This window comes from Microscilla marina ATCC 23134, from assembly GCF_000169175.1.
GTDB lineage: Bacteria > Bacteroidota > Bacteroidia > Cytophagales > Microscillaceae > Microscilla > Microscilla marina.
Window position 1 is genome coordinate 57,456 of record NZ_AAWS01000001.1, and the last position, 23,566, is coordinate 81,021.

Consider the following 23,566-nt stretch of genomic DNA (forward strand, 5'->3'; position numbering starts at 1 on the left):
TGACAGAATTCGTTAAAAAAACTTGCCGTAGCGTTGCTATGCCGCCGTCCCGCAGGGCTGGCTCAACATCCACTGGATATTGCCCTGCCTATCCTGCCAACAAAATATTTTGGCGTTACTATAGAACTTTATTTTTACACCATTCCTAAAGCATTTATTTGCAGTACTTTAATATGTTTTTTTGGATAATATCCGCGTGTTTTGGAAGAACTTACCGGACAAGTTTTCTTTTTTGAGGGCTAAAATCAGTATTTTTGACCGAACACAATAACAAATAGCAAAATAGTGTGACACTTAAAATTGTAGATGTATGGGAAGTTTAGCAATTGTTTTGATGTTTATTTTCCTTTTTGGGTTAATTTTCATTGCCCCTGTTTTACACGCAAAAGATACCCTGAGAAAAGTAGAGCAGTTTATGCTTTATTTGGCAAGTAACTTATCACTTGAATTTCACAAAAAACCTCTTGCCAAAAAAGATCAAAAAATAGGTTATCCCGATGTATCGGGCGAAATAAACCAGCGTGCAGTACACGTATACGTAGAAGACACCAGTATTACCAAAGAAGAAAAGCATCAAATTTATGTAGAGGTGCCCTGTCATAACTTATTACACCACGCTTTCAAGATTTATAAACGAGATATGTTTACCGAAATTTTGAGACCTGCGTATGACCACAGTGATGCGTATGAACAGGAAGATTTTGTGATGGAAAAATATGCACTTGAATCAGAAGAGTATGGTTTTTTTGCTCATTTTTTGAATGATGACGTGTGCGACACACTCGTTGATGCACAAGAATTGGTGCAAGGAATATTTGAATTAAACCACGGCATGCTCACCTATAAGGAGCCTACCAACACCTTTGGCGAAGACAAAGCCGACCGCATAGAAAAAATTGTAAAAGTAAGCATACAAATTGCCGAAAGAGTAGATGCAATGGATTAGTACTTAGTAACGTGTTCGCCCCGTAAACGGGATTTCGGGCGTAGCCCTCAACAATAACTGTCCGATTTAGAATAAATTAGCTTCGCAGAGCTTGAACTTCGTTCTGCGGTTCGCTTTACTGCCTTTCGTTATTTTTATTGCCCGTAGCGCTGCTACAAGCGCAAAAACCGATGGCTAAAGCTTCGCTTTGCCGAGCTCTGCCAAAGGCTAAATGCCTCAGTCAGTTGTACGTATTTGCCCTAAAAAACAGAAACTTATTTTGAACACGTTACTTAGCTTACCTTACCTTACGTCATTGTTCCTGGTCTGTATCCTCTCCCTTATTTTTTCGATTCAAACGTTGGTGTGTTATAACTTATCAACCAAAGCTCTACATTTTATTTTGTAGAGCTTTGGTTTTTGGTACATCCTGCTTCTTTCTTTATAATTTTACTTTTAGACTTTAGGTAGGCGTAGTTTTTCTAAATTTATAGCTATATTTACTTGTTATCCAATATAACTTTGACGTTAGAAGAGTACAAATTACTATTATGAGTCTTTCAATCATAAAACCTGTTAATATAAAGGCTTGATAAAAATACAGTGAATATTGTACTATTAGGCTTTTTTTTTGTGGCTTCTTTGAGAAGCTGCAAATCAACAATTGCAAGGTTTTACCAGTGATTCCCTGAGTACCAGAAAAACTGTTTTTTGTATGTATTTTTCTAACCCCAATGAAGCATCCTGTGGCTTTGCCTGTATTGTAAGGCGTATGTTATTCTTACAAATAAGAGGGAATAAGGCAAAGCTGACAGCGTGTATTCATTCAACCACTAAACATTTAAGTAAATGAATATCAAAGCCATTATTTTCGACCTGGATGGCACGCTCGTAAACTCTGTACGAGACTATGCCGACACTGCTAACGATGTTTTAAACAGCTATGACTTTCCTACCCACACTTTACAAGACTATCAGCGTTTTTTAGGCAACGGTCTGGTAGACTTTGTGCAAAGCATATTGCCTGCTTGCTATGAGCCAGGTAGCCGGGTATTTGAGAAATGCCTTGAACAATTCAGGCGTACATATACAGCTAACTGTTGTAATTATACGACCTTGTATACAGGCATTGTAGACCTGCTTGACGAGTTGAGCTCTGCCAATGTACCTTTAAGCCTGTTGACCAATAAACCACATGAAATGACGCTTAAAGTAGCCCAGGCTTATTTAGATCGTTGGAAGTTTTTTCATCTCATGGGCTATCAGGGGTTGTTTCCACAAAAACCCGCGCCCAATGCTGCTTTGCATATAGCCCAAAGTATAGGAATAGCCCCAGACAGTATTGCCTTGGTGGGAGACACCCCCGCAGACATGCATACGGCACGCAATGCAGGTATGTACGGAGTAGGAGTAGCGTGGGGGTTCCGCTCGGTAGAAGAGTTGCAAGAGGCGGGAGCAAGTAAAATTGTGACTGAACCAAAGCAAATCATCGATTTGGTAACCAACGCCTGTGTGGTAGGTTAATTGAGCTTTTACCTCAACACCTTATTTAATTGTCAGAAGCTTTCCTCTTTAATTTCATAATTATTTAACAGTATATGATGTGAAGAGGAAGCTTGCTTTATTCTTTTTGTTTTACTCTTCTTGCTTTTCTTCCATCACCCCACTCCATTTGTGTTGCTTCAAATACCCATAAATAATTTTTTGCACATCCAGGTTGTCTTTGTAAGGTTTGATGTATTGTTTGGCTTCTTCAAAACTCGCAATGGTCAGGTCTTTGTCGACATAACCAAAGCCAAGGTATGAGCCCTTTTCTATCACCACTATCGATTGCTCGTTTTTGTTGCGTCCTTTGCCCAATACCAGAAATGTACGCAAAGAGTAACGGTTAAAAGTAGCAATGGCTTCTTCTACTCTTTCATTATAGTCTTCAGGAGTTTCTTCGCCTATACAAGCCCCTTTGCATTGTTTAATCTGGTAGTCAAAGCAAGATGTTTTGGTTTGATACAAGCCACAAAGCTTCATACAGAGCTGGTATTCGCGTACTTTGCTGTACAAAATCTCCCGTGCGGTATGCCCCGAACCACACATGGTGAGCGGAGTTTTGTTAGGTTCGGTTTCCAGCCTTGCCGCATACAAGCCCAAATAGCCGTTGCGGTGATGGCGGGTGTAAATGCCCCAAAAATAGCGGGTACGGCGTTGGGCACGGTTAAATTTGGGGTGGTGGCGTTTTATCTCGTCCGATTCCAGCAACAAAGCCAGTAGTTCGCTGCCTGTGAGTTCATAGCTAATGCCCGCTACCTGACTTTTAAAATCAATTGATTTACGGTTGTTGAGGTTTTGGGTAAAATGACTGCCTACCCGTTTTTTGATGTTGATGCTTTTGCCTATATAAATAATATCACCCTCTTCATTATGAAAATAATACACCCCGGTAGCTTCGGGTAGTGCCTGGTATTCGTCGAGGTTTATTTTAGGTGGAAGATTTTTTGCCTTAATTTCTGTCTCCACCACATTCTTGGTGAGTTTGCTGCTGTTTTTTTCCAGCAATTTCTCAAAAACTTCTACCGTGGCCAAAGCATCGGCTGAGGCACGGTGGTGGTTGGTCAATTGTATTTTAAAATGTTTGCAAAGCTTGGCAAGGCTGTAGGACGGTAGCCCTGGAAACACCTTGCGGCTTACCCTTACTGTACACAAGGTTTTGCGGGTAAATTTATAACCCAGGGCTTTGAACTCTTCGCGTACAAAACCATAGTCGAAGTGGGCATTGTGTGCTACAAATACGGTTCCTTCGGTAATGGCAAGAATGTCTTTGGCTATTTCGTAAAACTTGGGGGCATTGGCTACCATGTCATTGGTAATACCCGTGATTTGGGTAATGCGGTCAGAAATATAGCATTCAGGATTAACCAGCGAATGGAAACTATCTACCACACTTTCGCCGTCGTGTTTATAAATGGCAATTTCAGTAATTTTGTCGTCAGTAGGGCGTAGTCCGGTAGTTTCTACATCAATGATCGTGTACATATCTATTGCTCTTCATTTAACTTTACTATCCAATTGGCTTCAAAAATAAGTAAAATCTAAGAGTTTTGTATAGTGGGACTTAACTTTGGTAATTTTTTTAGCGTTTTTATTGCTGTTTAATTGGACTACACCCTCACCCCAATCACCAAAATATCGTCTCTTTGTTCGGCGTTTTTCTGAAACTCTTTCCTGGTTTCTTCCATATAGGCTCGTTGGTCTTGCATACTTTTTTGGGCGCAAGCCAAAAGCGTTTTTTCAAACCTGCCCGTACCAAAAGATTTGCGTTGGGGGCTAGGGGTATCTACAAACCCATCACTGCTTAGGTAAAGCGTATCTCCAGAGTCAAGCGTGATTTGTTTGTTGGTAAAAACCCGTTTTTTTTCGTGTTGGTGCCCCCCTATAGATACCCTGTCTCCTTTGAGCATCCCAAGCTCTCCCTGGTGTACATAATACAAGTTACGCTTGGCGCCCGTGTAGGTCACTATGGTTTGCCCTGGTTGTTTGCCATCGGCAAAACGACACAAGCATACATCCATCCCATCGGTGTTTTTCGAGTCGTGTTGCTTGAGTCCTTCGCGTACTTTTAAGTGAAGCCTTTGCAGCATTTCGGCAGGATCGGTGATCCTTTTTTCGTTTACAATTTCATTGAATACCGTATTGCCAATCATACTCATAAATGCCCCCGGTACCCCGTGTCCGGTACAATCTACCACTGCCAGTACTTTTTGTTGGTCGATCTCCGAAAACCAGTAAAAATCGCCTGATACAATGTCTTTGGGGTGAAAGATAATAAAGTGCTCAGGAAAATGTTGGGCAAGTGTAACCGAGGTAGGCAACAGGGCATTTTGAATATTACTGGCATACACAATACTCTTCTTTACTTGTTGGTTTTGTTTGTCCAGCTCGATACTTTTTTGTGCGGCAAAATCACGTTGGGCGGCCAACTCTTCCTGTTGTTGGTGTAGCTCCTCGTTTTGGGTCACAATTTCGGTTTTTTGCTCTTCAATCTGTATGTTTTTTTTGCGCAACTGTCGGGCAGTTCGTCTAATGTTCACAAAACCAATCATAGTGAGCACAAGTACCACAATACCCAACCCTATAATGCCTAGCCCATAGTACCGCAATTGTTTCTCTTGCTTTAGCTCCTGGTCTTGCAATGCTTTCTGGGCTTCTACCACTTGTCTGGCTTTTTGCTCTTTTTCTTTATCAGCTTCTGCTTTTTTACGATCTGCCTCCGCCTTTTCCTTTTTTACCCTTTCGGTAATGGTCAGCAACTTTTGTTTTTCGGTTTCTTGTTTGCGCCTTTCGGCAATGGCTTTTTGTTCGGCAAGCGCCAATAACTGTTCTACCCGTTGTTTTTCCAACTGTTGATTCTTAAGCTCGGCTTGCTCCAGTGCCCGGTTTTTTCGCAACAAAGCCAATTCTTTGTCTCTCTTTTCTTTCTCTAACTTTGCCTGCTTTAGCGCCGCCGCTTGCCTATCTTTGTCGGCAAGCAATTGTCTCAGGTTATTCTCCATCTTTTCGGCGTTAATTTCTTTTTGCAAAATATTTTCTTGCTGTGCCCTGGCTTTGTCTTTAAACTGATTTTTGAGCTGTTGCTGTAGTTGGTAATACTTTTGCGACTCTTTAAATTTTTCTTCTTGTTCGTACACCTTCGCCATAATCTCATAGCTAGTGGCAAGCGTTCGTTTATTACCACTGGTTTGGGCAAGCTGAACAGCTTTTTTTACCTCACCCAAGGCTTTTTTATTTTTACCATTGATGTAATGATTGGCCGCCATATAGTTGTACACATTGGCTGTTTGTACCTGGTTTTTTTGCTTCAGAGACAAATCCAACGCCTTGTCGAACTGCACACTTGCTTGTTCAAAATTGCCCACCTGCGAGTAAGCCACCCCTTGGTTAATCAGTATTTTAGTTTGGTAACGGGCTTTATCCTGCACGTTTGTGCGTTGGCTCAAAGCCAACGCCTTTTGGTAGTATTCCATCGACTTGGCATTGTTGCCCGTTTGTTTATACAAAAAACCTACATTGATAGAGGCATTTATCTCGGCAGGTGTATCCTTTATTTGTTGGGCAAAAGCAATCACCTCCAGCTTTGTATCTATAGCTTTCTCAAAGTTTCCTTTTTGTTTGTGCAAATCGCCGCTCTGAATCAGGGCTTCCATTGCCTTGGGGTAGTTATTGCCCACCTTGTGTGCTTTATACAGTTGTTGGTACAAGGCAATTGCCTGTGCATAGTTACGCGTTTGGGTATGAAAAAGCGCCAGGTACTCCATTGTCTGTAGTTGTTGTGCTTGAGTGGCGTGTTTTTTTTCCAATCGATAAGCCTGTTCGTAGTAAACAATGGCCTTTTTGTACACGTCATTTTTTTTGTATTCGAGCCCTATTTGCTTAAGCAATGCAATTTTATTTAGCTCGTCTTTAGTTTGGTTGAGCTGGGTAATCAACTCGGTGATCTTAGTATTTTGAGCGCTGGTAATGGCAGGTATACACCCCAGCAATAATATCAAAAAACATACGGCAAAATTTCTCATAGTTCGTTCTTCTTGTAGTTTTACCAAGTCCATCACATGGCTCATTATTTAGTTGAGCTATAGCATCATCAAACACAAAAATTATAAGTCTACCCCAAACCCAAACAGCACCATTGGGCGTATTCTATCGGTATGAAAGTGCTGCGGTTGTTTGTTGCTCAGTAGGTTACGGGCATTGACAAACAAGTGTATCTGGTCTTTGAGTGCATAGTTTACCTTGATATTGATCAGTGCCTGTTGTGGAATCACTGCTTTGGAAGCATCAGCAAGATTGAGAGGTGCACCCGGAGGAGCCATTACACTTCCGTAAAAATTGTGACTGCCAAACACAAAAGCATTCAGGTATATTTGCAAACCCGATATGGGTAAATAAAACACATTAAGCCCCCCATAAAAAGCTGGAGTACCCTCATGAGGTAAATCATACGTATCTAAATAGCTTTGGGTACTGTCATAACTTGGGCTGCGGTTCGAAGGCGAAAAGTTTTTAAGATTGGTTTGTTGCAACGTAATAAATGGGGTAATCTTGAGTCTGCTAAAGCTCAGGTTCATGCTCAAGGTGGTACCAACTTGCTCTACCCTGAGCGGTATATTGGTGCGCCTAAGTATTTCTTCTATAAAAGGAGGGTTGGGCTGAGGGCCATTGCTCACCGAAGTAGTAAAGTTGGTCGTAGACGAAGCAAAAACTTCTACATTCCATAAAATACGATTGTTAAGTTTACCCCTATAGCCCAGCTCTATCATGTCTTGGGTGATAGGCTCTACATCGGGCACTCCCTGATTGGTAACTTTAAAACCATCAAAGCCTGGAGGAGGAGCAATGGGAGGGGTTACACTAATGTTTACTTTGTTATTGTATAAAAAAGAACCCGTATTGGCACGTCCATACAGCAGTCTAAAAAAATGTTTTTCGCCAGGTTTATAAGCCAATATTGCCTGGTAATTGAGATAAATCTGGTTAGGAAACTTAAATTTTTCTGCCCTGATGCCTCCTATGATCCGCCATTTTTTAGCCAGTTGATAGTCTAATTTTACTCCACCAGCATAAGTAAACGATGTAGCATTGTCTTCCAGCAATTGATCTTTTCCGGTACTAAGGTCTTCCTTGTAGTCTACAAACCTCACCGCAACCGAAGGGGTAAGCGTCAGGTTTTTGATGGGCTGAAAGTCATACTCAGTGGTAGCATCTAACACCCGGTAGTTGTAAGGAGCCAGTAACGAAAAAGTACCGTCTCTGCCCCACCAATACGACGCATAAGTTTTGAGTCGGTGAACTGTGCTATTCAAGGTAACATAAGCATTTCTACTTTGATTATATTCCATAGGTATACGCCCTCCACCCGATGGGCTACATTATTGGAAAAGCCAGCACTTAGATCAAAAGATACTTCGCTGGAAGGCTGGTAGTTGAGGTAAGCATTGAGCCCATACTTCTGTAGTGAAATGCCAGGATTAGGGCTGGTGGTTTCTCTAAGTTGGGCATCGGGCAGTATCGAGTCCAACGGCACATAATCGTTGGAGAGGTCGTCAAAGTATAAATTTTCCCGTTCACGGTTTTGGTAATTTGACGATAACTGAAAGTTGAGTTTAGGGTTGAGCCGATACCCGATCATCGTATTGAGCAACAGGGTGTTCATTGTACCGGTTTGTGAACTTAGACTTACATCAAGGTCTTTATAACTGCTTTTTTTGCGGGTAATAAAGTGAATCACCCCACTTACCGCATTGGCTCCATACAGGGTAGAGGCTGGGCCACGCACTACTTCTATGCGTTCAAGGTCTTGTATATCTATGGGCAGTAAATCCCAGAAAATCCCTCCATTCAAGTGATTGTATACCGGGCGGTAATCAATCATTACCAAACTAGTGGTTTGGGTTACGTTGGCGTCTATCAGGGCGGCATAAGCAGGCACATAGTCAAGCCCTCTTATGTGCACCGAATAATTTCCGTTATTGGTTTCGCGCACCATTACCCCCGGTACCAGGCGTAACGCCTCTATCACTGAGGTAGCTCCTGAGGCAATAATTTCTTCGCGGGTAATCACCGAAGCAGCCAATGGCGCCTCAAACAAACGCTCGCTTTTTTTAGAGGCACTGACAATATCCACCCCTGCCTTGTTGCGTAGTGGTAAACCCAGTATTTCATTGACCGATGACAAATAAATAGAGTCGGTTTGTGCTTGTAATGGCAGGGCATAGAGTAAAAAACCAAAAAAACAAAATACTTTTTTCAATATCATAGATCGTAAGTGTGTAATGGAGTGTTTAGGAACGGAAAAAAAAAATAAACTTACACTCTGAGAGATGATTTTTCGCCTTGATACTTCGTTATTTTTTTTGCCCGTAGCGCTGCTATGGGCAAAAAAAATAGCCTCGTCTCAAAACAAAACCTCTACCTCAAGAATAGCAATTTAATTTCTCACCATTCCTTAGTAAAAAAAATGCTTGACTTTGTAAAGATATAGTTCGAGTAATAGCTGGTATAAAGTAACTAATCGACAGATAATGCCAGGGCAAGGAATGAGGGTTTCAATATAATCAATATATGATAATACTACGTAAGTTTTGTACAAACAGGCTGCAAAATTTGCTTATACTTTGAGACCAATCACCAAAATATCATCCCTTTGGTCAGCGTCTCCCTTAAAGTCGAACATGGCTTGTTTTAATGCCTCCTTTTGCTGGTCGAGCGGCTCATTGGCAATACGCATCATCACCTGTTGCAAACGTTTGTTACCAAACGACTTTCGTTTCACATTGGCAGTATCTACAAAGCCATCGCTCATCAGGTACAGCACGTCGTTGGAGTGCAAGGTAATGGGTTGGTTGGTAAAAGTACGCTTGGCTTCATGCTGAAACCCACCTATAGACACCCTATCGCCCTTGATTTTCAGGAGTTGCCCGTTTTTAAAATACAGTAAGTCTCTTTTGGCACCAGCAAAAACCACCTCAGTAGTACCATTTGCCCCCGCTACAAAACTACATAAGCATACATCCATCCCGTCGGTGTTTGACTCATCTTCTTGTTTGAGTCCTTTTCTTACCTCCTGGTGCAGGCGTTCCAGTATCAGGGCAGGGTCGTATATGCCTTTTTCATTGACTGTTTCGTTGAGCACCGAGTTACCAATCATACTCATAAACGCGCCTGGTACCCCGTGTCCGGTACAGTCAACCACTGCCACTAGTTTTTGCGCTTTGTGTTCGGCAAACCAATAAAAATCGCCCGAAACGATGTCTTTGGGATAAAAAATAATAAAATGCTCTTTAAAGTGATGACTGAGTTGGCTGGTAGAAGGCAACAACGCTTGCTGGATATTGCTGGCATATACCATACTTTTTCTCATTTGCTGGTTTTGGTGGTCGAGTTCTTTGCTTTTTTGGTCGGCAAAATCACGTTGGGTGGCAAGTTCTTCTTGTTGTTGATGAAGCTCCTCATTTTGTGTCAAAATTTCTTCTTGTTTGGCATTGATCAGGTGATTTTGTGACAATACCTTTTTTCGGCTTCTGTAGGCCATCACGAGCCCTATTACTACTGCCAAAAAAGCAAGGGTGCCCAACGAGATAATCCAAAGACCATACTTACGCACTGTTTGTGCTTCTTCTAAGCGTACCTCCTTTAGCTTGCGATCTTTCTCTAGCAAAGCAATCTCTTTTTGCTTTTCTTTCTTTTCTATGGCTTGTTTTTTCAGAACCAACTCCTGTAAAGCCTTATTTTTTTGCAATAGGGTGATTTTTTGTCTTTGCTTTTCTGCCAGCGCCTGTTGTTTGGTAAACTGCAGCAATTGTTCCATCCGGGCTTTTTCAGTTTGTTGACTCTTAAAACGCTCTTCCTGTAGCTGTTGGTTTTTTTTGAGCAATTCCAGCTCTTTGGTGCGTAGTTTAAGATCACTGGCTTTCTTTTGGGCTTCTATTTTTGCCTGTTTCAAGGCAAGCGCCTGCCTTTCTTTATCTTTGAGCAACAGCTTCAATTCGTTTTCTTTCTGTGCTATATTCATTCTGTTTTGCAACAATTGCTGTTTTTTTTGTTGCTGTGCTTGTTGCTGGGTAGTCACAGCCTGGTTATATAGCTGAAGGTACTTCTTGGCTTGTGGGTAGTTCTCCTCCTTCTGATAAGCATTTGCCAATAACTGATAGCTGGTAGCCAATAACTTGCGAGCGTTGGTAGCCTGTTTGGCATCGTTTGCAAGTGGCGTGGCAATATTTATTGCTTCTTGGGCGTAGTCAATGGCCGAAAAATTTTTGTTGTAAATATACTGGTAAGCAGCCAGGTGATTGTACAAGTCGGCAGTAAGCAATGCATCTCTTTGTTCTTTTGCCAAATCGATGGCTTTGTAATAGTTAATTTTGGCTTCCTTGGGTTGGTCGAGGTGTATCAAAATCACCGCGATATTAGTCAGTAGTTTGATATGGCGTTTGTTTCCCTCTGCATCACTTCCCAAAGTTTGTTTACTTATTTTCAAAGCCTTGTTGTAATAGTCCAGCGCCTTTCTATACGCTTTTTGTTGTTTGTACAAAAAACCAATGTTATTGTAAGGCTCTACCAAGGCCATCGGTTCTATTTTATCTTTGTAACCAACGATGGCTTCATTATAAGCAATTGCCTGTTCGTTTTGACCATTGCGCTGGCTCAATGCAGACAACCTCCTGAGGGTAGTTATTATTTCAGGTGTGTTGTCCAGACTTTTGTAAATTTGTAAAGCCTTGGTTGCCCAGCGGATCGCCTCCGTTTTTTTATTATTTTGGCTATAGATCAAACTCACCCGCTGCGCATTAGTAGCGGTTTGTGTGGGAGCACCATTAGATTTTACCAAGAGGTAATAGCTCAGGGCTTTGTCGTGTATTTGCCAATGGTAATAAAGATCTCCCAGTGCCTGATTCGTCTCGTTGATCAAATGAGAGTTTTGGGTATTTTTAGCAATAATTTGTGCTTGCAGGTGGTGTTCCAGTGCATTGGGGTACTGTTGTTTTTGCATATAAGCCCGCCCCACCAATAGCAAGGCTTTTGCCTGAACAGCCAGGTTTTGTTTGGTCACCAGGGTGAGCCCTCGTTGGGCGTGTAACAAGGCATTATCTGCTTGGTTTTGTTTGAGCTCAAGCGTGGCAAGCTGCAGCAACAACTGGCATTTTTTTGTTCGATCAGTAGTGGTTTTAATTTGTTGGCGTAAAGCACCCTTTGTTTGTGCCTGTATGGTACCACTGAGCAACATGAGCCAAACCAATGGGCTGGAAAATATGATATGTAAAAAAAAGTTTCTCATTAGAACGAAAGTCTTAAAGTGCCATAAAAAGCCCTGCCTGCCCTTCCGGGGATAGAGTTGATGTTGCGCCTGATGTACTCAGGGTAGTGTACCTGAGCATTGAGCAGGTTGCGGGCATACACCTCCAGAAAAACCGAATATAAGCCGTTGAATTTAAACAGCGAGGCAAGGTTGAGGCGTAGGTGGGCACTTAAAAAATGAAAAGCCTCTGGCGTCGGGTTGACCGTTTGTTGGGCGTTTATATCGGTTCCTTTGCCAAAGAAACTATGGTATATACCCAGCGAACCATACCTTGGCAAACGGTAGCTGATGCCAGCTTTTGCCATCAGGTTGGGCATACCGGTTACAGTAGCCGTGGTGTTGTCACCTTCCCAAAAAAACGATGCATTTACATTGAGCGACAAGTGGTAAGGCAATTGCCGCTTTCCTTCCAGCTCTATGCCTTGGGTATTGATACTGCCCTCGTTGATATACTTGGCTACCGACACCCCGTCAATCACCAAAAGGCTATCGCTGGGGCGGCTCCGCCTGATAAGTCTGTTACCAGTACTGTTAAAATAAGTCAGCGTGCCAAGCAATTTGCCTGGAATCTCCCGGTATATTTGGGCTTCTATAGTGGTGACAGTCTCCGGGGCAAGGGTAGGATCGCCATAAGCCGATCTCGATTTTCTGAACCGTTCGCTGATAGAAGGCGACCTAAAGGCTTGTCCAAACATAAGTTTGGCGCCAAAGTTTTTGCTAAAATTACTAATGAGGGCCAGCCTCGGCACAATGTCTATAGGTGTACCAGGTGCTTTGTTGAGTTGCCCACCCGCTACTATTTTTAGGTAGCTAAACGGGCGATAACTGGCTTGGGCGTATACCCCCCAGAATACTTCCTGGCTATTGGGCACAAACACAAAAGGGTTGGGGTTGGGTACAGGGTTGTTGAAAATGTCATAGCCAGACCCATCAGCGTTGAGCACTGGTTGGGTGCCATAGCCTTGGCGGTAGTTGGCCACTCCTCCCAATATCACCTCTGTTTTTTTACCCAAATTCAAAAATGTTGTATTCTCTACGAGCACATCATTAGACCCTGCCTGACGCGAAACGTCGTTGGCCTCGATATAAAAAAAACGAAAATCATAGTGATTGTAGGTAATATTGGTTTGATTACTGATCTTTGACGAAAGGCGAAAGTCATAACCTGCATCTAAAAACAGGCGGGAAGAATAAGAGCGATAGTCGTCGTAAGGGCGGTTAATACTTGAGCCAAATTGGGGCGAGTTTCCTATAGCAGCTTGTTCGCTTATGCCATAATACCCCTGTAGGGTAAAATTACCATAGTCAATCTTCATTTGTCCCCCCAGGCCTTTTTGCAGCATTTGAATGGTGCGTGTAGTGCCATTTTCGTCGGTTGCTGTAAAGTCCCAGCCTTTGTCATCTACATAGTTTAAGCCCCAGCTCAAGGTAGCATCTTTTGCCGAAATACCTCCCGAAAAATTGGTTTGAAAGCGTTGGAAAGCACCATAAGAGATACTTTGGTCAAATTTACGTGCTTCTTTTCCTTTTTTTGTGATAATGTTGATGGCTCCCGTAAATGCCGAAGTGCCATACAAAGTAGACCCTGGCCCCTTGAGCAGTTCTATTCGGTCAATGGTTTTTAACGGAATCATGCTATAAATTGCGCGGTTTTCACCTAAAAACAAACTTTCCCGCATAGGGCGTCCATCCAGTAATATCAACACCCGGTTGTTGTACTGTGCGGTGTTGTCGCCCCTGATAGATACCATATTATTGGGGTAGGCATAAGTGCTCAAGACGTATATACTGCTCAATCTGTCTAGTACATCTACCAGAGACAAAGCTCCAAAAGCCTCTATTTCTTTTTGAGTGACTACTGAGATGATGCCCGCCGCTTCGGTAATGCTTTCGGCTTTTTTAGAGGTAGTAGTTACACTATTATTATTATTTTTTGAGAGCTTCATCACCTCGTTTGCCGACGAGGTAAAAAATACTGATTTGTGGCTGGAGTCGGTTTGTGCGGTACTGGTAAGTATAATTGACTGACTGATAATAAATGTAGTAATTAACCACCAGTGGGGTTTATGTGCCATAATATACAAAATTCATGGTGTAGCAGGGGCGCTATTTTTAGGCAGTTAAAGCAAAAGTTATGCATAGGCTTTTGCCGATAGATAATTTATCGGGCAAAATCTAACTTTGATGTGTATAAAGAAGGATTTTATTATAAATATTAAAGGGCTTTCAATTACTCAATTGCTCCGTTTTTAGCGAAATATGTAAACAAAATTGTTTGTCAAACAGCAGGATAATTGTTGTTTTACTGCCCTAAAAGCTTTGTGTTTGCCTCAAAATAACCTTACTACATGAGCGTATGATCATTTAAACTACAAAGTTAGGTGATTGTGCGAGACAAAGCATTGGAAGACATATTTTTGGCATGAAAGCTGTATTTTTGCAAATATTGACAAAAAATGTTGCCTGTACTTTTTATGCGATTTTTTTATAAAACACTTAGTTTTAGCAGTGAAAACTACTTTTGACCCGTTGACTCCTTGGCCTAAAATTGAAGGCAGAATTATTAATTGTTGATTTTCTATTTAATTTTACCCCATCTGTAAAACTTTTGAGGCAAAACATTCGATGTAATCGATGGATAGTGTAAGGCTAAAAACTGTAAGTATGCTAATTAAAATAACATTGTTAATGCTTGTTGTTTATATTTTTGGCAAAGTTTGTATATTTGTACAGCTTTATCAGCAAAAGTTTTTGGATACACTATGAAAAACACATACTCTACCTAGCTTTTTTCAAACGTATTTTCGTCGTCTCACCCGTTAGTGGCAACTTCAGGTATCTCTTATCTCTGTAGTTTTTTGGCGGGTTGGTTTTTCTTCGATGAATACTGCTGTTTACAGGGTTTCAAGTATTTTGTGAATCCATTTAGTTCTGAATACCATACGAAAAATAGTAAAGGAGAGGTAAAAAACAGGCTCTAAAAAGACAAGACGCAAAAAGAAAATAAAAAATGAGTAAGTATACAGAAGATAATATAAAAACCCTTGATTGGCGTGAGCATATTCGTAAACGTCCTGGTATGTATATCGGGAAGTTGGGCAATGGATCGGCGCAGGATGATGGGATTTATGTGTTGGTCAAAGAGATTTTGGACAACTCTATAGATGAACACATGATGGGGTTTGGTAAAAAAATAGAAATCAAGCTCGAAGAGAAAAGAGTAGTAGTGCGCGATTATGGAAGGGGGATTCCTTTAGGTAAAGTAATAGACTGTGTGTCTAAGATCAATACTGGAGGAAAATATGACTCTGATGCTTTCCAAAAATCGGTAGGTTTGAACGGAGTAGGTACCAAAGCAGTAAATGCTTTGTCGGCTTATTTCAAGGTACAATCTTTTCGTGATGGTGAAACCAAAGTGGCAGAGTTTAACCAAGGGGTCATTACCAACGATGAACCGATTGCCAAAACATCGGAACGCAATGGCACATTGACTATTTTTGAGCCCGATAATGATGTTTTTGTCAATTATAAATACAACCCTGACTTCTTAGAAGACCTCATCTGGAACTATGCTTTCTTGAATGCCGGGCTTAAGATTAAGTTCAATGGCAAAGAGTATTTTTCTGAAAATGGGTTGCTTGATTTATTGCGCTTCAAAACCAATAAAACCAATATTCGTTACCCTATTATTCACCTCAAGGGCAATGACATTGAAGTAGCACTGACCCACTCAAACCAATATGGTGAAGAGTATTATTCGTTTGTAAACGGACAAAATACTACCCAGGGAGGAACCCACCTGTCGGCTTTTAGAGAAAGCGTGGTAAAGGTAGCGCGCGATTTTTATGGCAAAGATTTCGACTCTGCCGATGTGCGGGCATCTATAGTGGCCACCGTGAGCATAAGGGTGCAAGAACCCGTGTTTGAGTCACAAACCAAAACCAAGCTAGGGTCTCAACAAGTGGCTCCAGGAGGCTTAAGTATTCGGGCATTTGTCAATGATTTTATCAAAACTGAGCTCGACAACTACTTACACCGTAACCCTGAAGTAGCCAAAGCAATAGAAGCGCGTATTTTGCAGTCGGAGAAAGAGCGCAAAGAGATTTCGGTGATTAAAAAACTTGCCAACCAAAAAGCACGCAAGGCAAACTTACACAACAAAAAGCTGCGTGACTGCCGGGTACATTTTATTGATCAGAAAAAAGACAACCGTTATGAAACCACCTTGTTTATTACCGAGGGAGATTCGGCGAGTGGTTCTTTGACCAAAGCCCGCGACGTGCAAACCCAGGCAGTATTTAGTTTGCGGGGTAAGCCACTCAACTGTTATAAATTAACCAAAAAGGTAGTATACGAAAACGAAGAGTTTAATTTGCTACAGCACGCCCTTGATATTGAGGATGGCATAGAAAACCTTCGCTATAATAAAATTGTGATTGCTACTGATGCCGATGTAGACGGTATGCACATTCGTTTGTTGTTGATGACTTTCTTTTTACAGTTTTTTCCTGATGTGGTCAAGCAGGGGCATTTGTATGTATTGGAGACACCTTTGTTTAGGGTGCGCAATAAGAAAAAAACAGTGTATTGCTACAGCGAAAAAGAAAAACAACGTGCGATAAAATCTTTGGGAAGCAAGCCCGAAATTACTCGATTTAAAGGTTTGGGTGAGATTTCTCCCGATGAGTTTGGCCAATTTATCGGGTCAAATATGCGCGCCGAACCAGTAAGTTTGCGCTCTGAAACTTCTATAGACGATGTGCTTGCGTATTATATGGGTAAAAACACAGCAGATCGACAAAAGTTTATTGTGGACAACTTAAGGGTAGAGAGTGACACCGTAGAAGGCGAAGCTTTAGAAACAGAAACTGCTTAATTATAAGACACTTAAGTGAAAAAACGGCGGGTAGCTTTGGGTTACCCGCCGTTTTTTTTGCACCTATTGGGTAAGCAAAGTAGCCACTACAATCTCAGACAGGTCGGTTTTTATTTCATAGTATATTTTAAACGCCCCATCTATCCGGTTGTCATCGGTAATGTCAGGAAAACGAACGTAAGAACTGCCCTTGCCCGGAGGCCAGGCTGCCGATGAAATCTCAAAGGCAAAGTTACCATTATTAAACCCTATTTTGGTAATATTGAGCGTGTTGGTTTTGCCACTGGTGAGCCTTGCTGTCATAAAAGACCCTTTGACAATGTTGCCTGTGGCGGGGTCTAACTGAGCAATGACCGAAGCCTTGGGTCCTCCGCCACTGCCATAACTATTCATATACACCCCACTAAAAGCGTCGGCATTTATTTGTTTTTTGGTGATGTAGCCCGCATCATTGCTGCCCCCATCTACCGTAAACACCACCCAGGGTACATTATTGGCATCTACCGTAACCAGTACAGCCCTGCCATCTACTCCGGTATTTTCGTAGGTTACCTTCCACAGTTGATTGCCTTGCCCATCTTTTTTTATTACATAAGGGTTTTGGTTGTTACTGCTTGCCTGGTCAAAGCCCACTGTGTATTGGTTGCTTTGGGCATCCGTTGCTTCGGTATTGCCGGTAAGCGTTGTTGTATTTCCTCCACCAGCCACTGGGTCTACTATATCGTCTTTTTTGGCGCAAGCCAACAAGCCTACCAATAAGATCGGCAAATACAAAGTATTGTACAATGATTTTGTCATATAAAGAGGTTTATTTGGGGTAATGGATTTGATTTGCTACCCAAAAACCAGACTTTAAACTTGGTGAGGCATTGGTGGAGCAAACTCTTCTTATGTTATTCGAGTCTAGCCTTTTTTTGTTTCCAGAAAGCACTGTTTTATCAAGCAGTTTTTACCTTTAAATATGTTCTGGAAGAAAGCTGATTTTTGACTATTTATGGTGTAAAGAGTTATTTGTAAGGGTAAATTACAGTAGATGGATATGGAAAAAAACAATAAAATGCGTAATATGCTGGCTTAAATCAAACTTTTGTTAGAATACAGATGTCCAATACACCTCAATCCCAAAAAATAAAAAGAAACAAGCTCATTCAAAAAATTGATTCTTACCTACAGTCAAAAGGACAGGACTATTTAGAAGTTTATTTTTTGGCGAACGTCAGCTATAAAGTCAAACTGAAAGTAATGGGTGGTCAACTCAAAGCTTTTTTAAATGAGGAAAATATACGCCAGATAAATGAAATCGATTACTCTAGTGTGAAGCAAGCCCTTGTAAAGGACGATGATAAGCGCAACATGGAGTATAATCAGAACCTTATTCAAGAAGCAATTGAAAATAGTGCAGATATAGACCTCAACCCTCTATGTTGTGGATACCTTGGTCCTTATAACAATCCTACCAGAAGCACCCATAGGTACAATGCATATGCTGCATTGTTTGTAAAAACCAGTGATTTGAAAGATTTGCTTGCCCAAAACAATTTGACCTCTATCAAGCCATTTTTATCTATCAATGATTTAGTAACTTTGTGCTGGTCATTGTTAAAAGATGATGCCTTTATAGTAGAAGTGAGCCCTCAAGAAAAAGAAACCAAGCAATCAAAGAAAGGCATCTCATTAGAAAAAAACCATCTAAGGAATCAACTGATTCAACTAATTGGGGAGTACCTCCAGGCAAAAAGACAAAGCCATATAACAGCGTATTTCTTAGCAGTTGCCAACTATCAGGTGAATTTGAAGGTGGTGGGCGATCAATTTAAAGCTTTTTTAAACGAGGAAAACATACGCCAGATAAATGAAATCGATTACTCTAGTGTGAAGCAAGCCCTCATAAAGGAGGACGATAAGCGAAATTTAGAGAACAACCGGGTACTTATTCAACAAGCAATTAACAACAAGTCTGGCATAGACCTCAACCCTTTGTGTTGTGGATACCTTGGTCCTCATAAAAGCCCTGCTAGAAGCACACACAAGTACAATGCGTATGACAACCTGTGTTTTAAAACCAGTGATCTGAGTGACCTTTTGTCAAAAAATAATTTAAGTTTTTCAAAACCATACCTCTCGATCAACGACCTATTGATACTGTGCTGGCCATTGTTGAAAGATGGTAGCGAAGCTTTGGTTATCAAAACAATGCCCCATTCCTCATTGCCAATTAACAACGATGAGGTAAAGGAGCAACTCGCAGAAGCACTAGTAGTGGAACCAGCTAAGCCAGTGATAGACATACATCAACCCTCTGAACTACAGCTTGGCGTGGCAAAAGCCTTAAAGTGTGTTGATTTTGCTGATGTAGTTGGTTATTTTGACGCTTTAGACCCTATAGTACCCGCCAGGTTTCTTGCAACATATAATCAAATCAGGCAGCAATATATACTTCAAGGAGTCAGTGGAGAATACTTTGGGCGCCTCAAGGTGTTTGCGCGCGGTTTGTTGCGTGGATAAAAATAGTCCTTGACCCTTGTCCCAACCTCAATAAAACAAGTTTTTACGAGGTGCTTGCATTCCCTGAGAGTGATGAGCTCATAAAAAATGATTTTTTTCTTTCAATGCAACCTTTAGCCCGGTGGCAAGTTTCTGACTACTAAGCGTTCGTTTAAATCGTTCGCTTGCAGTTACTCTACCCAGCTTTTAACTTCGTTGAGCTCAGCACAAAATGTAGCTTCGGTTTTTCAAAAGTACCGTCATCGCCTCAGCTCGTGTCTCCACGAGCTGATCGGAACTCTGAAAAATACTAGACGCTACGACGAGGCGATTTAGCTTTGCTGAGCACCGACATTCATCGGTATCTAAGGACTCGTAAACTCGGTTGTGAAGACACAAACCGAGGCGAAAGATAATCATGATGTAGAGTTCTTTGGGAGACTCAACGTGTTTGCTAATAATTTGCTCGCTAAGTTAGATTAAACTTTCCTTCAACTTCTGGGTTCGTAGCTCTCGCTGCTGCATAACAACTGATTTTTTTTTCTTCTCGTGCAACCTTTAGCCCAGGGGCAAGTGTCTGACTACTAAGCGCTCGTTTAAATCGTTCGTTTACAGTCTAAACCATGTAAAAACTAACCGTAGTTATCTATGTATTTTGTAACTTTACCAAAACCATTACATCATATAACCTTAAAATTCATGAAAAATATTAAATATTTACTTTGGGTCATTACCCTGGTGTTTTGTGTCCTTACTTTTTACAGTTTTTCAAGCCAGGCACAAGGCAGTGTTGTAGCTCAGATTGACACAAGTTATGCGGGTATAAAAAACGTAGAGATCAAAGCCCGCTTTTGCCGGGTAGAAATAGGCGCGGTAGACAATACCGACAAGGTGTCTTTTTTTGGCGAGATTACTGGCAACTACAGCAAAGGGGCATACAAGTTTATGCACCAAAAAGTAGGCAATACCCTCAAGGTATGGCTGGATGGTAAATCTTTTAAAATAGGTTTTTCTATCATTTCCAAGAGCAAATTAATGTTTAAAATACCCAAGGGTACCAATGTAGTGGTGCAAAATACGTCGGGCAGTGTGTATGGAGTAGGACTCAACGGAGCCATTACCCACCTTGCCGCCAATTCGGGCAGTATAAAAGCCGCCAATATCAACTCGCCTAAAGTATACATCAAAACCAGCTCTGGTAGCATAAAGACAGAAAACATAAGCGGCAAAAACATAGAATTTAAGTCGTCTTCAGGTAGTATCAGGGCTGAGAATGTGAGTGGACAAACGCTCATTGCCCAGAGTAGTTCGGGTGGGCAACGTTGGGCAAACATCACTGCGGAGTTTACCACTCAGGCAAATTCGGGAGGCATAAGAGTGACTGGTGTCAAAGGAAATACCAGCCTTAGAACCTCTTCGGGGTCTATCAAGGTAAGCAACCTGGCAGGCAACCTGAAGGCCAAGGCAAGTTCGGGGGGAGTACTCCTTAAAAATGTACAAGGTGCTTTGAATGTACGTGCGTCATCGGGCAGTATCAAAGGAGATGAAATATTGCTTACTGGCAACTCAGATTTTGAAAGTCGATCGGGAGGGATTAGAATGAAGCTCAAAAATGACCTTAAAAAATTAGACTTTGACTTAAGGGCTAGTTCGGGCAGCCTGCGCATAGGAGGGCAGCGTTCGGGCAAGCGTTTTGTGCTCAGAAATGGCAATCGTATTTTAGTCACAGGCATTAGCCGTTCGGGTAGTCAACGTTATGTGTCTTTTGACGAAGGAAAGTAGCCCTACTTTGACCATTAGATTTTATAAAGAAAGCCCACCGCTGACAGACAATGGTCAACGGTGGGCTTTTTGTGTAGCTAAATCCTTATAAAAGACTAACCACCTAAACTTTATTTACTTTTTGGGTTCAGAATAGCTTCAATGCGTGCTACTACATCCTGGTAATGGTATCTAGTCATCGAATCGCTGCTGGTATTAGCAGCACGACGCGCCAGGTTCTTAATTTGATTCAATTCACCACGGGCAATAGGACGAATGTCTGACTGGCTTACATCTACCTTTGAGTAGCCCATAAAACTCAACAAAGCACGGTTCTTTACTGGAGCTTGTTCCTTAGTCAGTAAGCGCTCTAGTTGCTCTATATGGGCACGTTGCAAGTTACGACGGTAAGTTCCTGTTTTGCCCCCATTTTTGGCTTCACTCCAAATGCCATCGCGTAAATCTTTGCACATATCTATCATCTTATAAGCCTGGTTGCCATTCAACGTTTCGTTTTCGATGAGGCGCGCCAAGCGGCTAAAATCAAGTAATTGCTTCAGCACCCTTACTTGTGCCGCACGAATACGGTTGATAATTCCGTCGGCTTCTACTTTAGCCAATATGTCTTTACGAATCATCCATTTGGGCGTTTTAAAAGCCTGATCAATCAAAAATTTCATGGCTTTTTTCTGGTGGGCTTTAGGCACATGGGTATACACATCACCTTTCTGGTCGGCTGTTTTATAATACTCATATACTCCCCCTACATTGGTAGCAACGTGTCCCATATAACGGCTCCATTGCCCCAATATTTGTCCATAAAGCTCTTGCAGCGTTTCGTAATTTTCTCCTTCTTTATAAGTCCACTTTACTAGATTGTTCATAATGCGCTTAAGGTTGGCAATGCCATAACCACTGGCTTTTACTGCATCGTCGCCTAAGTCTTCGGTTTGGGCTGATGGATCGCGTGGTCCAAACATTTGACGCCCAAAACGATAGTTTTTATCACCAGCTTTTGCTTTGATCCATTGGTTCAGTACTGCGCGTTCTTCTTCGGCAGTTTTGTCCAAGATAGGGCGGTACCCCCAGCGAATAGCATATATATCGTAAATACCAATGTTGGGCATCAACGAAACCCCTTTATCGCCGGGTTGAGCTATATAATTAAATCGGGCATAGTCCATGATGGAAGGAGCAGTTCCCATTTTTTTTGTAAAACTTGCTGAGCGCAAAGAGTCTACTGGGTAAGCCGAGCTTGAGCCCATATTGTGGGGTAGCCCCAAGGTGTGTCCTACTTCGTGGGCAGCTACAAAGCGAATCAATTGTCCCATCAACTCATCGCTAAACTGAGGGTTGCGAGCATCAGGGTTGATGGCGGCAGTTTGCACAAAAAACCAGTTGCGTAGCAGTTTCATTACATTGTGGTACCAGATAATATCACTTTCTAAAATCTCCCCGGTGCGTGGGTCGTGCACATGAGGGCCCATTGCATTTTGAATAGGGTTGGTTACGTAACGAATTACCGAGTAACGTACATCTTCGGGGCTATACTCTGGGTCTTCTTTTTTAGTAGGGGCATATTTGCCAATAATGGCATTTTTAAATCCAGCCTTTTCAAAAGCTTTTTGCCAATCTTCTACTCCTTGTTTTAGGTACTTACGCCACTTTACTGGAGTACCTGCGCCTATATAATAAACAATGGGCTTTATCGGCTCTACCAATTCTCCTCTTTTAAATGCCTCAGGGTCTTTGGGTTCAAGCCTCCAGCGTGTAATAAACTGACGGCGCTTTGCTTCGTGTATATCCTTATTGTACAAAGTCTGCCTTACCGAAAAGTACCCCACTCGTTGGTCAAAATAGCGAGGCTTCATTGGTTTTTCGGGGAGCAAAATCATCGATTGGTTCATTTCCAAAGACAAAGATCCTGTAATGGCGTTGCTCGGTAGTTTGGTAGCAGTGTAGGTCAATATATGGCGTACTTCTATATTTTTTGGGTAACTCTTTATGCCTGAAATCATCGAGCGACTCTTGTCTAAGCGTCTTACCCCAAAGCGGCGTTTTTGGGCGGAGCTCAAGGGGCCAATCATTGCTACATCGCCCGTAAAAAGCTTAGATATCTCTATCACATAATTTTGTTTGTCTTTGCTGATAGTAGCCAGTCTAAACGACATAATGATAGGCTCAAAGTTGTTACTTTTTACCGACTTATATATCGGGTCATTCTCATTGGCTACACTATTGTAAGACACCGAGCGTAGCAAGATCGTGTTGTCTACTTTTTGCCAGCGTACTACTTGTTGCGGGCGTGACTTCATACCTGCACCACCAAACGAAATGCCTTGAGTAATGCCTGAAATACGGCTTACAATCAACATTTCTTTATTAAGTAGTTGTTTGGGTATTTCAAAGTAGTGTTTGGTTTTTACCTTGTGGTAAATAAACAAGCCTGAATCTGTTTTGGCGGCTTTAGTGATTACCTTATCGTAAGGTTTGATGCCACCGCGAGGTTTTTTCTTTTGAGGAGTAGTTTGTCCTTTTTTATTTTTACGATTTTTCTTTTTGCGTTGTGCAGTAGCGTCATTCGCCACTATTAAAATCAGCCCCAGGCAAAGCATCAATGCATTCCTTAAGGTGTTTTTATAATTTTCCTTCATTAAAATAATTATTTTATACAAAC

General features: G+C 41.7%; 13 protein-coding genes. 5 read left to right on the top strand and 8 right to left on the bottom strand.

Features of this window, described 5'->3' with window-relative positions; genetic code table 11:
* The first annotated feature begins 310 nt into the window (after nt 1–310).
* On the top strand, nt 311–946 hold the full coding sequence (locus M23134_RS00210; RefSeq protein WP_002692578.1) for a hypothetical protein: 636 nt from the start codon (nt 311–313) through the stop codon (nt 944–946).
* A gap of 828 nt (nt 947–1,774) precedes the next feature.
* The gene (locus tag M23134_RS00215; protein WP_002692582.1) at nt 1,775–2,449 is read left to right on the top strand and encodes an HAD family hydrolase; all 675 of its coding nucleotides are present in this window, start codon (nt 1,775–1,777) and stop codon (nt 2,447–2,449) included.
* Nucleotides 2,450–2,560: 111 nt separating this feature from the next.
* Here M23134_RS00215 and M23134_RS00220 read toward each other — a convergent pair whose 3' ends face one another.
* From M23134_RS00220 to M23134_RS00245, 6 genes are all read right to left on the bottom strand, one after another.
* Nucleotides 2,561–3,952 carry an exonuclease domain-containing protein gene (locus tag M23134_RS00220; protein WP_002692584.1) on the bottom strand — a complete coding sequence of 464 codons (1,392 nt, stop codon included), beginning with the start codon at nt 3,950–3,952 and terminating at the stop codon, nt 2,561–2,563.
* 125 nt (nt 3,953–4,077) lie between these two features.
* Complete coding sequence (locus M23134_RS00225) at nt 4,078–6,534, bottom strand: tetratricopeptide repeat protein (protein ID WP_002692585.1); 2,457 nt, start codon at nt 6,532–6,534, stop codon at nt 4,078–4,080.
* Nucleotides 6,535–6,570: 36 nt separating this feature from the next.
* Nucleotides 6,571–7,812 (bottom strand): TonB-dependent receptor domain-containing protein, encoded by a 1,242-nt coding sequence (locus M23134_RS00230; protein ID WP_002692586.1) that lies wholly within the window; start codon nt 7,810–7,812, stop codon nt 6,571–6,573.
* Nucleotides 7,773–8,729 carry a TonB-dependent receptor plug domain-containing protein gene (locus M23134_RS00235; RefSeq protein WP_002692587.1) on the bottom strand — a complete coding sequence of 319 codons (957 nt, stop codon included), beginning with the start codon at nt 8,727–8,729 and terminating at the stop codon, nt 7,773–7,775. The genes M23134_RS00230 and M23134_RS00235 overlap by 40 nt, the downstream gene beginning before the upstream one ends.
* A 351-nt stretch (nt 8,730–9,080) precedes the next feature.
* Entirely contained in the window at nt 9,081–11,747 is a 2,667-nt protein-coding gene (locus tag M23134_RS00240) for a SpoIIE family protein phosphatase (protein WP_002692589.1), read from the bottom strand.
* Complete coding sequence (locus M23134_RS00245; protein WP_002692591.1) at nt 11,747–13,843, bottom strand: TonB-dependent receptor plug domain-containing protein; 2,097 nt, start codon at nt 13,841–13,843, stop codon at nt 11,747–11,749. Before M23134_RS00245 ends, M23134_RS00240 begins: the two co-directional genes overlap by 1 nt.
* A gap of 935 nt (nt 13,844–14,778) precedes the next feature.
* Between M23134_RS00245 and M23134_RS00250 the strand changes: the two genes are divergently transcribed.
* Nucleotides 14,779–16,644, top strand: a complete 1,866-nt coding sequence (locus M23134_RS00250) for a DNA topoisomerase IV subunit B (protein WP_002692595.1) — start codon at nt 14,779–14,781, stop codon at nt 16,642–16,644.
* 63 nt (nt 16,645–16,707) lie between these two features.
* Here the strand turns inward: M23134_RS00250 and M23134_RS00255 are convergent, their stop codons facing one another.
* On the bottom strand, nt 16,708–17,442 hold the full coding sequence (locus M23134_RS00255; RefSeq protein WP_002692597.1) for a hypothetical protein: 735 nt from the start codon (nt 17,440–17,442) through the stop codon (nt 16,708–16,710).
* 303 nt (nt 17,443–17,745) lie between these two features.
* On the opposite strand from M23134_RS00255, the gene M23134_RS00260 reads away from it, so the two are divergent.
* Both M23134_RS00260 and M23134_RS00265 read left to right on the top strand, forming a co-directional pair.
* On the top strand, nt 17,746–19,149 hold the full coding sequence (locus tag M23134_RS00260; RefSeq protein ID WP_002692599.1) for a hypothetical protein: 1,404 nt from the start codon (nt 17,746–17,748) through the stop codon (nt 19,147–19,149).
* Between the two features lie 678 nt (nt 19,150–19,827).
* Entirely contained in the window at nt 19,828–20,910 is a 1,083-nt protein-coding gene (locus M23134_RS00265; RefSeq protein WP_002692600.1) for a DUF4097 family beta strand repeat-containing protein, read from the top strand.
* 110 nt (nt 20,911–21,020) lie between these two features.
* Here M23134_RS00265 and M23134_RS00270 read toward each other — a convergent pair whose 3' ends face one another.
* A complete protein-coding gene (locus tag M23134_RS00270) occupies nt 21,021–23,543 on the bottom strand; it encodes a zinc-dependent metalloprotease (protein ID WP_002692601.1) in 2,523 nt (840 codons plus the stop codon).
* Between the last annotated feature and the right edge of the window lie 23 nt (nt 23,544–23,566).

Bases quoted from the DNA above. Each gene is read 5' to 3' on its own strand.
- M23134_RS00210 (WP_002692578.1), top strand. From the start codon at position 311: ATGGGAAGTTTAGCAATTGTTTTGATGTTTATTTTCCTTTTTGGGTTA.
- M23134_RS00215 (WP_002692582.1), top strand. From the start codon at position 1,775: ATGAATATCAAAGCCATTATTTTCGACCTGGATGGCACGCTCGTAAAC.
- M23134_RS00220 (WP_002692584.1), bottom strand. From the start codon at position 3,952: ATGTACACGATCATTGATGTAGAAACTACCGGACTACGCCCTACTGAC.
- M23134_RS00225 (WP_002692585.1), bottom strand. From the start codon at position 6,534: ATGAGCCATGTGATGGACTTGGTAAAACTACAAGAAGAACGAACTATG.
- M23134_RS00230 (WP_002692586.1), bottom strand. From the start codon at position 7,812: ATGGAATATAATCAAAGTAGAAATGCTTATGTTACCTTGAATAGCACA.
- M23134_RS00235 (WP_002692587.1), bottom strand. From the start codon at position 8,729: ATGATATTGAAAAAAGTATTTTGTTTTTTTGGTTTTTTACTCTATGCC.
- M23134_RS00240 (WP_002692589.1), bottom strand. From the start codon at position 11,747: ATGAGAAACTTTTTTTTACATATCATATTTTCCAGCCCATTGGTTTGG.
- M23134_RS00245 (WP_002692591.1), bottom strand. From the start codon at position 13,843: ATGGCACATAAACCCCACTGGTGGTTAATTACTACATTTATTATCAGT.
- M23134_RS00250 (WP_002692595.1), top strand. From the start codon at position 14,779: ATGAGTAAGTATACAGAAGATAATATAAAAACCCTTGATTGGCGTGAG.
- M23134_RS00255 (WP_002692597.1), bottom strand. From the start codon at position 17,442: ATGACAAAATCATTGTACAATACTTTGTATTTGCCGATCTTATTGGTA.
- M23134_RS00260 (WP_002692599.1), top strand. From the start codon at position 17,746: ATGTCCAATACACCTCAATCCCAAAAAATAAAAAGAAACAAGCTCATT.
- M23134_RS00265 (WP_002692600.1), top strand. From the start codon at position 19,828: ATGAAAAATATTAAATATTTACTTTGGGTCATTACCCTGGTGTTTTGT.
- M23134_RS00270 (WP_002692601.1), bottom strand. From the start codon at position 23,543: ATGAAGGAAAATTATAAAAACACCTTAAGGAATGCATTGATGCTTTGC.